We start from the raw sequence: 11,789 nt of genomic DNA, 5'->3' as shown, positions 1-11,789 counted from the left end.
TATCAGCTAAATTCTAATTATAAAGAGATTTTGATGGCTTGTCAATATAATGGAATTTAAAAAGGAACCGCATTTTCTGCGATTCCTTCTTTTTTCCATTCTACTTAGTCTCTGAATTCTTTGCGTCTTTTCTTTTGCGAAGCTTCTTGCCTGCAAAAACCCCTCCGACTGCAAATACTCCGATAAAGAGCATCTTCAATACCGTAGAGATCAGTGTTGAAAAAAATGCCATCTTGTCATGCCTCCCATGCTATCATTTTCTTTTCTCCTTGATTTATGCATATTATAGCATATACAAAAAAATTTTCCAAACTTTTTTAGCATTTTCACATACAATTTCGACCTTTTGTATCTGCCTTGCAGTTCCTACTCCACCATGCCAAAAAATTTCTGCGCATAGTGTACGGACTGCATGGCATCTTTTCCATAGAAATCTGCCCCGATCATATCCGCGTAATCCTGGTTCAGAACAGCCCCGCCTACCATGACTTTGCAGTCCGGTTTTTTCTCTCTTAAGAGTTTGATCGTCTCTTCCATGCTGACTACAGTTGTGGTCATCAGCGCACTTAAGCCTACCAAAGTGACATTCTCCTCAACTGCTTTTTCTACGATTGCCTCCGGCGGCACATCCTTTCCGAGATCGATCACATCAAAACCATAATTTTCAAGAAGAACTTTCACTATATTCTTTCCGATATCATGGATATCACCTTTTACGGTGGCAAGGATGATCTTCTCCTTCTTTTCTTCTTCCTGTCCGGATGAAGCAAGCACATCCTTGATAACCGCAAAGGCAATCTTCGCAGCATCCGCACTCATCAGAAGCTGCGGAAGGAAGACGGTTCCCTTTTCAAAACCTTCACCGACTACATTGAGTGCCGGGATCAGTTCCTCCTGGATGATATCCAGCGGTTCCCTCGTACCGATCAGGTCACGGGTGATATGATGCGCCTCTTCTTTCAGCCCTCTCTCGATCGCATATTTGAGTGTCATCTCAACGCCTGCAGCTTTTGGTGCATTTCCGGCTACTGCAGCTGCCTGCGATGCCTGGACTGTCACCGTCTCTGTGGTTCCCGCATAAGTACTGATATAATTCGTACAATTTTCATCAAAGCCCATCAGTGCATTATAAGAACGATAAGCTTTCATCATATCTTCTGAGGATGGATTGATGATTCCTGCCGTCAGTCCGTTCTGCATTGCCATCGCATAGAAATAGCTGTTGACGATCGGGCGCCTTGGAAGTCCAAAAGAAATATTCGATACTCCAAGAACGGTTCTGACCCCGAATTCTTCCCGTACTCTCTTCAATGCTTCCAGGGTAACCTTTGCCCCGTCCTTTTCCGAACTGATGGTCATGGTCAGCACATCAATCACGATATCTTTCTTGTCGATTCCGTATTTGGCTGCTTCATTGATGATCTTACCTGCAACACGCACACGGCCTTCTGCATCCTTCGGAATCCCCTCTTCATCAATGGTCAGTCCGACAACCACACCGCCATATTTCCGGACCAGAGGAAAAACTTCGTCCATAGAAACCTGCTTTCCGTTTACAGAGTTGATCATCGGCTTTCCATTGTAGATACGCATTGCACGTTCCATAGCCTTTCCATCTACCGTGTCAATCTGAAGTGGAAGACTGGTCACGCTCTGCAGTTCTTTTACAACTTTTTCCATCATGGCAACTTCGTCAATATCCGGAAGTCCTACATTGACATCCAGAATGTGCGCGCCCTTATCCTGCTGCGTGATCGCTTCTTTCAGAATGTAGTCCATATCTTCATTTTTCAGTGCTTCTTTGAATTTTTTCTTTCCGGTCGGGTTGATTCTTTCTCCGATGATACGCGGCATATCATCCAGAATCACAGCCTGTCCATAAGAAGATACGATCGTATCATGCTTTTTCTCGATCTCGCGCAGCGGAAGATCTTTGCATTCTTCTACCAGCTTTTTAATATGCTCCGGTGTCGTTCCGCAGCATCCGCCGATCACACAGGCTCCTCCTTTTACAACCTCCTGCATGATCCGGGCAAACTCATCCGGCTCTACATCGTAATACGTTTCCCCGTTCTTCTGCTTCGGAAGTCCGGCATTTGGCTTCACAATGATCGGAAGGGAGGTATATCTTCTTAAATCGTTCAGGATTGGAAGCATCTGTTTCGGCCCAAGTCCACAGTTCAGCCCCAGTGCATCTACGCGGAGTCCTTCCAGCATTGCCACAACAGAAGGGACATCCCCACCTGTCAGAAGCTTTCCTCTTTCATCAAAGATCATGGTTACAAATACCGGAAGAGAAGAATTTTCTTTTGCTGCAAGAATGGCTGCCTTTACTTCATAGGTGTCACTCATGGTCTCGATATGGATCAGGTCTGCACCGTACTTTTCTCCATAGCGGACGGCTTCTGCAAATGCTTCATAAGCATCATCAAAATCCAGATCTCCCATTGGTTTTAATAGCTTTCCGGTCGGTCCCATATCCAGTGCCACATAAGTCTCTTTTCCAATCTGCTCTCCTGCTCTTTTTGCATTTGCAATCCCTGCACGGATCACTTCTTCAACCGTATATCTGTCATCATGAAATTTGCAGATATTAGCGCCAAAGGTATTTGCAAGAACCACATCACTTCCTGCTTCGTAATATCTGCGGTGAATCGCTTCCACCTTTTCCGGATGTTCGATGTTCCAGGTCTCCGGAAGTTCTCCCGGTGCAAGTCCTTCTGCCTGCAGAAGAGTTCCCATTCCTCCATCTAAAAATAAAAGTTCTTTTCCCAAACGTTCTCTGATATTCATACCCTACGCTCCTTAATTTCTTCTGTAAATGCAGTCCTTCTTCTCACACGCTTCGCAGCCTTTGATGTGGCATTTTTCCTGCGTATCACTGATCCCAATGATTGCAGTCACCGATTTTGTCGGTGTGAGCATATAGCTGTCTGTCATGGTAAGTCCGATCTTCTTTGCCGTATCCAGCATCCGTAAGATATCGTCCTGATGATGGATATCAAAATCACCGTATCCCGGACTGAATCTCGGTCTGAGCCATTCATTCTGTGCTTTTAACTCTTCTCCGATCGAAAGCTGCAGATCGTCACAGTACTCCTCCAGATATGCAGCTGCGCATGCCTGCAATACGACAGATTTCGCCATATCTGTCAGTGAATAACGTTTCATCAGTATATCGACACTGGTACCGAGTGTTGCGCCAAATACAACTGCCTCTTTGCAGCCTCTGAGATTCTTTCCGAGACTTCTGCTTTTAATATTCATTTTTCCGATCGTCACCTGGTCTTCTCCTGTAACTTTACAGTCAAAAATGCGATAGACGGATTTTGCCTGCGTAGTCTGATCGAGCTCCCCGAAGGAAACATCGATCAGCGCAAGCGTCTGTTCATCTACCGCATGTCTTCCATATCCCAGATAACGAATTGCTTCTTTCGTTCTGGTATCTGTCATCTTTCTTATGTTCCTTTATTTTACGATTTCTGAAAGGTTCTGCATGATTGCAGCAGCTACTTCCGGTTTATTCATCGAATATACGTGGATATTGCGGACTCCATTTGCGATCAGGTCAATGATCTGGTCGGTCGCATATGCAATTCCCGCCTGCTTCATCGCTGCCGGATCATCTCCAAAATAATCTACGATCGCACGGAATCTCTGCGGAACAGCAGTTCCTGAAAGGGCACAGCTTCTTGCGAGCTGCTTTTTCGTTGTGATCGGCATGATTCCCGGAAGCACCGGTATCATGATTCCCTGTTCACGGATACGATACAGGAAATTATAGAAAATATCATTATTGAAAAACATCTGTGTGGTAATAAAATCCACTCCACAATCTACCTTTTCTTTGAGATAACGGATATCATCTTTCTTGTGTTCCATCTCTACATGTCCTTCCGGATAGCATGCAGCTCCGATGCAGAAGTCTCCCATTTTTTTGATGTCTTCGATCAGTTCACAGGCATGAGAATACTGTCCCGGAAGCGGAAACTGTCCATCCTGCGGGATATCTCCTCTGAGTGCAAGGATATTCTCAATCCCTTCTTTCTGAAGCTGTCCGATAACCTTATGTACCTCTTCCTTGGTTGAGGATACACAGGTCAGATGTGCAAGTGCCGGAATCTTCAGGTCATTTTTGATATGACTTGCAATCTTAACCGTATTCTTACTGGTTCCACCACCGGCTCCATAGGTAACACTAATAAATGACGGGGTAAGTTCTGCGATCCCATCCGTTGCTTTTAACACGGATTCAAAGCCCGCATCCGTCTTCGGTGGAAACACTTCAAAGGAAATATGTACTCCGTCTGCTTTAATTTTGTCTATAATCCTCATAATGAATGTTTCTCCTCTGTAAATTTTTTCATTTCATGATACCATATTTTCCGGTAAATTACCAGAATGCATTTTACATATTTTCGTAAAGTTCTTCGTAAAGCTTGGCTGAATTCTTCCATGAGAAGTCTTTTTCCATACCACGCTCTACGATCTTGTTCCAGTCACGCTTCTTGTCATAGTAAATCTGTTCTGCATATCTTACAGTTGCAAGCATCTCATGCGCATTGTAATTGGTGAAGCTGAATCCGGTTCCGGTCTTCTCGTATTCGTTGTAAGCTTCTACAGTATCTTTGAGTCCGCCTGTCTCTCTTACGATCGGCACCGTACCATATCTCAGACTCATCAGCTGGCTCAGTCCACATGGTTCAAATAATGACGGCATCAGGAATGCATCACAGGATGCATAGATCTTGTGAGACATCGGCTCTGAATAATAGATCTGTGCAGATACCTTATCCGGATACTTCCATGCGAAATGACGGAACATGTTCTCGTATCTCTCATCTCCGGTACCGAGTACGACGATCTGAACCGCATCCTGGCAAAGTTCATCCATCACACAGTCGATCAGGTCAAAGCCCTTCTGGTCGGTCAGTCTGGATACGATACCGATCATCATACGGTGCGGATCTCTCTCCAGTCCGAGTTCTTCCTGCAGCGCCATTTTATTTTTCACTTTCTCCTTGCGGAAGTTTTCGACAGAGTAAGTTCTTGCAATGTTGGTATCTGTTGCCGGATTAAAATCACCGTAATCAATACCATTGACAATTCCTGACAGACAGTTTGCTCTTGCCTGCATCAGTCCTTCCAGCTTCTCCCCGTAAAACGGTGTCTTGATCTCTTCCGCGTAACTGCTGCTTACCGTTGTCACACGGTCAGCGTAGACAATTCCGCCTTTCAGATAGTTGGCATTGTCATATGCTTCCAGCTTATCCGGTGAGAAATAGTATGCCGGAAGTCCGGTGATATCCATAACCGTCTTCTTATCCCAGATACCCTGGAATTTGAGGTTATGTATGGTGATCACAGTCTTGATTCCACGGAAAAACTCATTGTTATAGCGGAAATTATCCAGATAAATCGGAACAAGCCCGGTCTGCCAGTCATGACAGTGAATGATATCCGGTCTGAAATCCAGAAGTGGCAGTGCACTTAAGGCTGCTTTTGAAAAGAATGCAAACTTCTCAATATCGTATGCAATATCACCATATGGCTTCGAACCATTAAAATAATATTCATTGTCTATGAAATAAAAAGTGATTCCTTCGTACTGAAGTTCAAGAAGCCCTACATACTGCTGTCTCCAGTTCAGATCCATATAGAAATGAAGTCTATAAGAAAGTTTATCTTTCCATTCGTCTTTCATGCACATATACTTTGGAAGCATAACACGTACATCGTATTTGTTCTTATCAAAATATTTTGGTAGTGATCCCACTACATCGGCTAATCCTCCTGTTTTGATAAACGGAACTGATTCAGATGACACAAATAATACTTTTTTCATTTAACACCCTCCTTACTCTCGCGGCTTATTTATAATTATACCGCAATTTCACTCGTTTGAAAAGAATTATCTGCGCTTTGATTTCAGTCTGATCGTGTCTGCGACCAGAGCAATAAATTCAGAATTGGTCGGTTTTCCTTTCCCGTTACTTACTGTGTAACCGAAAAGAGCTTCTAAGGTATCCAGCTTTCCCCTGCTCCATGCAACCTCGATCGCATGGCGGATCGCCCGTTCAACACGGCTCGATGTGGTCTGGTTCTTTTTCGCGACTGTCGGATACAGGATCTTTGTGATCGCATTTAAAACTTCCATATCGTCAACCGCCATCAGAATGGAATCCCTCAGATAATGATACCCTTTTATATGTGCCGGGATTCCGATTTCATGGAGCAGTTCTGTCACCTGTGTTTCCAAATCCTCCTCAGAAGGTTCCGCATATACGGTATAATCTGTGTAAGGCGCTACACTCTTTTCCGCATGTCCGGAGCTTTTGATCCGCTGAAGGATTGTTTCATTGCGAAATGGTTTCAGGATGTAGTAGGCTGCTCCTTTTTCGAAGGCATCTTCCGTGATTCTCTCCTGTCCAATCGCAGTTACAATAATAAAATTCGGCTGTTTTTTTACTGTTTTATCTGCGCCTATCATTTCCATCACACTGATTCCATCCATTTTCGGCATGATCAGGTCAAGAAGTACAACATCAGGCTGTTTATCTCTTATAATGTGATAAATATCTTCTCCGTTCCTGGCTTTTCCCACCAGTTTGAGATCTTTATCACTTTCTACAATTTCTCCTAGTAAATTCAACATTCTTTCGTTATCGTCAGCAATCGCTACATTCAGTTTTTCCATAAAGCCTTTCCCCTCCTTAAAGTGACAATTTGCACTGGAATGTAACCTATTATAACCTTCTGTATTCTGCGAATACAAGCAAATGGTGTCGCAGAAATCTGACAAGGTTCGCATATTTCAATCTTTTTTCAGATTTTCCAGCATGTTTTCGATAAATATTCCGTATCCTTTTGTCGCATCCTGTACGAAAACATGTGTCACTGCACCTATAATCTTTCCATTCTGCATGATGGGGCTTCCACTCATTCCCTGCACAATCCCACCGGTCAGTTTAAGTAACCGTTTGTCAGTAACCTGAATTTCAATCCCCTTGTTCACCTCCCTGGCATCCAGGTCAACTTTTGTGATTCTGACTGTATAATCTTCTGTCTTTCCGCTTACTGCACAGCGGATATACGCCTTTCCAACCTGAATTTCTTCCTTTGCCACAGCCGGATAAGCTTCTTTGCTGTCAAATATTCTCTCAATCCTGTCTAATTTCCCATAAATCCCTGTCTCTGTGTTTGTAGTAATCGAACCTAAAATATTGTAATGATTGTAGACAATGATCCCTTCCATCCCTCCGGGATTTCCGTTCTCACCTTTTTTAATATTCTGAATGCTGGTATCATATAATCTTCCCGTTGACATTTCGATCAGTTTGCCGGTATCTACATCATGTATTCCATGTCCCAACGCACCGTATTCACTATCCGCATTCAGAAAAGTGATTGTGCCGAGTCCCTGCGCGTTATCACGCACCCAGATTCCAAGTTTATATGCCCCGCCTTCATCTTTTGTCGGATGAAGTTGTACATCAATATACACTTTTTTTCGACGAATGTGTAAGATGACGGACTTATTCGATAATTTTTTAACCCGTTCGATAAGCTCAGATTTATTATAAATACTGTCAGAATCAACTCCGACAATATAATCTCCCTCCTTCACCAGATGCTTCGCCGGATTCACACCGATCCCATCTTTCCCCTTAATTTCCTGCGTCCCCAGCACCATCACGCCATCCGTCTCCATATAGATCCCAACCGGCATCCCTCCCGGAATCAGAAGGTTTCCCGAAAGTTCACTGACCGAAGCCTCCCTCTCCGCTTTCTCAGCCCGCCATTCCCTGTAGCAATAGCCGCCTCCTATAACCACAATTACCGCTAATAACACACTTAACATTTTCCGATAACTTCTAACCGACATTACACACCCCTTTTTCCTCCCTAAAATTCCGCAAAAAATAAGGCAGGATTTTTTCTCCTGCCTCTAGTATGTGCTCAATCTTATTTTTTCAAACCCGATGCCAGAATTTTCATCTCCCGAGCGTTTTCCAGCACCGCATCCGTAATCTTTGCGCCTCCAAGGATCCTTCCCAGCTCCTGCACAGATTCTTCCCCGTCAAGCTGCCGGATCTTGGTCTTTGTCATCTGATCTTCCACCCGTTTTTCAATCAGGTAATGAGTATCTGCCATTGCAGCAATCTGTGCCAGATGCGTAATGCAGATCACCTGATGTTTCCTGCCGATCAGGCACATCTTCTCGGAAACCTTCTGTGCGGTACGACCGCTGATCCCCACATCGATTTCATCAAAGATCAGTGTCTCGATCTCATCTTTATCCGCCATGACTGCCTTGATCGCAAGCATGATGCGGGAAAGTTCACCGCCGGATGCCACAGTTGCAAGCGGTCTTGTCGGTTCACCCGGATTCATGGAGATCATAAATTCCACCTCATCCGTTCCTTCTACTGTGTACCCGGAGGTTTTTGAAAACCGAATTTCAAAGCAGACATCCAGGAAATTCAGATCCTGAAGTCCTTCTGCGATCTTTGCCTGCAAAAGCTTTGCCTCTTTTTTACGGGTCTCCGACAGACCCTCGCATTCTTTTTGCAGACGTTCCTCTGATTTTTTCAGTTTTCCCTTTAATTCATTTAAATATTCATCATAATTTTTTAAAATCAGGAGGCGCTCCTCGTCATCCGCCTTATGCTGCAGGATTGCCTCTGCCGAATCTCCGTATTTGACCTTCAGATGATTGATCTGGTTCAGCCGGCTCTCCGTCTCATAGAACTGTTCCGGTTCAAAGGAAAGACTGTCCAGATAACAGCGAAGCTCGCGCCCGGAATCCCCGATCAGATTCTCCACTTCGACCAGCTGTTCATACAGTTCTCCCGATTTGTCATCATGTTCTGCCGCCACAGCTGCCGCACGTACTGCCCGTCCGATCGCTTCTGCCGCACTTATACCGCCTTCTCCTGCTGTATACAGATACGCCTCTTCCAGATTCTCTGCGATTCTTTTCCCCTGCATCATCCGCCGGTAATCTTCTTCTACCGACTGGCATTCTGCCGCAGTGATTCCTGCATTTTCAATCTCATCAATCTCAAATTCAAGAAAAGAAATCTCTTTGGCTCTCTCAGCCTCGTCTTTATCGGCTTCCTTAAGTTCTTTTTCCAGCCGGCGGTATTCCCTGTATGAATCCGCCACTTTTTTCTTCCATTCTCCGGCTTCTTTTGCAAATGCATCCAGAATTGCCAGATGATTTTTTTTATATAACAGTGACTGATGCTCATGCTGTCCGTGAATATCGATCAGAACCTGGGCTGCTTCCTTTAGCCGCCCCAGTGTCACAGTCTCTCCATTGATCCGGCTCACACTTCGGTTTCCGTTAAACCGTCTGGTGATAATGATCTGCCCTCCGTCCGGCGAAAGATCCATCTCTTCCAGCTTCCGTACCGTTTCCGGATTTTCCACATAAAAGGTCAGTTCTACAAGTCCCTTATCGGCTCCCTTACGAAGCATATCTGCTGAATATCTTCCGCCCAGGGCAAGACTGACACTCCCCAGGATAATTGATTTTCCGGCACCGGTTTCCCCGGTCAGGATATTGAGTCCACCAGAGAAATCCACTTCCGCCTCATCGATCAGCGCCAGATTTTTTACATGCAAATTTTGTAACATTCTTTCTCCTGTCTATTGTTCCAGTAGTTTCTTGATCTTTTCCATCAGTAGAATCGTATCATCTACGGTCCGCACAGCGCACATGATCGTATCATCCCCGGCAATACAGCCAACAATCTCATTCCAGTTCATCGCATCCAGTGCCGCAGCCACCGCCATCGCCATACCGGATACCGTTTTCAGTACCAGAATGTTCTGAGCCATATCCATAGAGCTGAATCCATCCCGCAAAATGCGCACATATTTTTCAGTCATTCCGTTCTGTGCACTCTGGAGTACCGCATATTTCTGCCTGCCGTTTTCTGCCGGAACCTTGGTGAGCTTTAAGTCACGGATGTCTCTGGATACCGTTGCCTGCGTCACTTTAAATCCCGCTTCATTCAGATACTCGGCAAGCTCATCCTGTGTCTCAATCTGATATTTGTTGATCAATTCTACAATTTTGGCATGTCGGTTTACTTTCATCTTCTAGTTTCCTTTCATCTTTTCACGTAATGTTTCCAGAAAGCTCACTTTGCTGAGTTTTACGATTTTCGCTGTCTCCCACGCCTTTTTGATCCGGATCCGGTCACCGGTATGAAGCGGGACTTCATCCGCACCATCATATGCAATCACTGCTTCCTCGATCTGATTTTCCCGTTTTGCACCAATCTCGATCACGATCTCATCTTTGTCCGCGAAAACAATACTGCGGGAATTGAGTGCATGCGAGCAGATCGGTGTCACAACGATCAATGACGCTGTCGGCTCCACGATCGGTCCTCCTGCAGACAGATTGTACGCAGTAGAACCCGTTGGTGTGGACACGATCAATCCGTCCGCATCATAGGAGTTCAGAAACTCTCCGTTAACATAGAGATTAAAATGAACAATCTTCATGCTGCCGGATCTCGTCATGACAATATCATTGAGTGCCACATCCCTTACATTGCGGTATGCAGCGGATCCATACAGCATCATCCTCTCTTCAATCGTATAATTGCCCTCTACGAGCTGTTTTACAGCCTCTTCTACATTCTGCACCTCTACCTCGGTCAGATAGCCAAGGGTGCCCATATTGATTCCAAGCATCGGAAGCTCCCGCCCGAACAGACGTCTGGATGCCTGGATAAAGGTTCCGTCTCCGCCTACCGTCAACACACAATCAATATCCTTTGGAATCTTGATCTTTGAAAAATTTCCTTCTTCCGGCTGCTCTTCCAGATAACATTTCTTCCCGTAGGATTCAATGCATTTTTTTATTTTCACGGTGATCTTCCGATTTGCATCCTTCATATCATTCGTGATAATGTAAAACTTTTCCATGTCTTTTTATTTCTTCTCCTCAGCCGGATCCTTTTTCGCAAGTGTGTCAAAAGCAGCATCGACAGTCCCCCGAATGTCTACGCTCTCCACAATCCTTGCCTCTTCCTCCGGCCTTTTTTTCAGATGTACCAGATACTCGATATTCCCTTCCGGTCCTTTGATCGGTGAAAATTCAAGTGCTGCTACTTCAAAACCGATCGATACTGCATAATCGGTTACTTTTTCGATGACCTCGATATGGGTACTCTTTTCCCTTACCACACCTTTTTTCCCAACCTTCTCACGTCCGGCTTCAAACTGTGGCTTGATCAATGCAACGATCTCTCCGTTCTCTTTCAGGTAATTGCGGATTGGGAGAAGTACCTTCGTCAGCGAAATAAAAGAAACATCAATCGATGAAAAATCAATCGGTTCTCCCAGATCTTCCGGCTGTACATAACGGATGTTGGTCTTTTCCATGCAGACCACTCTTTCATCCTGACGTAATTTCCAGTCCAGCTGACCATGTCCCACATCGATGGCAAACACCTTGACTGCTCCATTTTGCAGCATGCAGTCTGTAAATCCTCCTGTCGAAGATCCCACATCGGTACATACCTTTCCTTCCATGGATACATCAAAATTCTTCATCGCCTTTTCCAGCTTAAGTCCTCCGCGGCTGACATACGGAAGTGCATGTCCACGGACTTCGATCTGAACCTCTTCCGAAAAGGAAGTTCCCGCTTTATCCTCTCTCTGCCCGTCCACGAATACATTGCCGGACATGATGATCGCTTTTGCCTTTTCTCTGGAGGATGCCAGATTTCTCTTTACAAGTAATACATCCAACCGTTCTTTCATTC

Annotated in this window: 11 protein-coding genes; all 11 read right to left on the bottom strand. The window is 44.8% G+C overall.

Annotation, left to right across the window (positions count from 1 at the left end):
• Positions 1-100: 100 nt before the first annotated feature.
• The 11 genes from NQ556_RS06285 to NQ556_RS06235 all read right to left on the bottom strand — a co-directional run bounded on the left by NQ556_RS06285 (position 101) and on the right by NQ556_RS06235 (position 11,787).
• On the bottom strand, positions 101-232 hold the full coding sequence (locus NQ556_RS06285) for a hypothetical protein (RefSeq protein WP_008369243.1): 132 nt from the start codon (positions 230-232) through the stop codon (positions 101-103).
• Positions 233-366: 134 nt separating this feature from the next.
• The gene (locus tag NQ556_RS06280) at positions 367-2,793 is read right to left on the bottom strand and encodes a homocysteine S-methyltransferase family protein (RefSeq protein WP_008369245.1); all 2,427 of its coding nucleotides are present in this window, start codon (positions 2,791-2,793) and stop codon (positions 367-369) included.
• Between the two features lie 12 nt (positions 2,794-2,805).
• Positions 2,806-3,453, bottom strand: a complete 648-nt coding sequence (locus NQ556_RS06275; RefSeq protein ID WP_008369247.1) for a vitamin B12 dependent-methionine synthase activation domain-containing protein — start codon at positions 3,451-3,453, stop codon at positions 2,806-2,808.
• 15 nt (positions 3,454-3,468) lie between these two features.
• Positions 3,469-4,335: a methylenetetrahydrofolate reductase [NAD(P)H] gene (metF, locus tag NQ556_RS06270; protein ID WP_008369248.1), complete on the bottom strand. Its 867-nt coding sequence runs from the start codon at positions 4,333-4,335 to the stop codon at positions 3,469-3,471.
• 73 nt (positions 4,336-4,408) lie between these two features.
• Positions 4,409-5,845: a glycogen synthase GlgA gene (glgA, locus tag NQ556_RS06265; protein WP_008369250.1), complete on the bottom strand. Its 1,437-nt coding sequence runs from the start codon at positions 5,843-5,845 to the stop codon at positions 4,409-4,411.
• 66 nt (positions 5,846-5,911) lie between these two features.
• On the bottom strand, positions 5,912-6,697 hold the full coding sequence (spo0A, locus tag NQ556_RS06260) for a sporulation transcription factor Spo0A (RefSeq protein ID WP_022220247.1): 786 nt from the start codon (positions 6,695-6,697) through the stop codon (positions 5,912-5,914).
• A gap of 117 nt (positions 6,698-6,814) precedes the next feature.
• Positions 6,815-7,885, bottom strand: a complete 1,071-nt coding sequence (gene spoIVB / locus NQ556_RS06255; RefSeq protein ID WP_022220248.1) for a SpoIVB peptidase — start codon at positions 7,883-7,885, stop codon at positions 6,815-6,817.
• An 80-nt stretch (positions 7,886-7,965) separates the two neighbouring features.
• Positions 7,966-9,642 carry a DNA repair protein RecN gene (gene recN / locus NQ556_RS06250; protein ID WP_022220249.1) on the bottom strand — a complete coding sequence of 559 codons (1,677 nt, stop codon included), beginning with the start codon at positions 9,640-9,642 and terminating at the stop codon, positions 7,966-7,968.
• A gap of 12 nt (positions 9,643-9,654) precedes the next feature.
• Positions 9,655-10,107 (bottom strand): arginine repressor, encoded by a 453-nt coding sequence (gene argR / locus NQ556_RS06245; protein WP_008369259.1) that lies wholly within the window; start codon positions 10,105-10,107, stop codon positions 9,655-9,657.
• A 3-nt stretch (positions 10,108-10,110) separates the two neighbouring features.
• Positions 10,111-10,947, bottom strand: coding sequence for an NAD(+)/NADH kinase (locus NQ556_RS06240; RefSeq protein WP_008369260.1), 837 nt, complete (start codon positions 10,945-10,947; stop codon positions 10,111-10,113).
• A gap of 6 nt (positions 10,948-10,953) precedes the next feature.
• The gene (locus NQ556_RS06235; RefSeq protein WP_008369262.1) at positions 10,954-11,787 is read right to left on the bottom strand and encodes a TlyA family RNA methyltransferase; all 834 of its coding nucleotides are present in this window, start codon (positions 11,785-11,787) and stop codon (positions 10,954-10,956) included.
• Positions 11,788-11,789: the final 2 nt, after the last annotated feature.

The sequence above is a fragment of the Coprococcus comes ATCC 27758 genome, assembly GCF_025149785.1.
Classification (GTDB): Bacteria; Bacillota; Clostridia; order Lachnospirales; family Lachnospiraceae; genus Allocoprococcus; species Allocoprococcus comes.
Note: the sequence above shows the minus strand (reverse complement) of the source record. Positions and strands in the feature narration are given on the sequence as shown.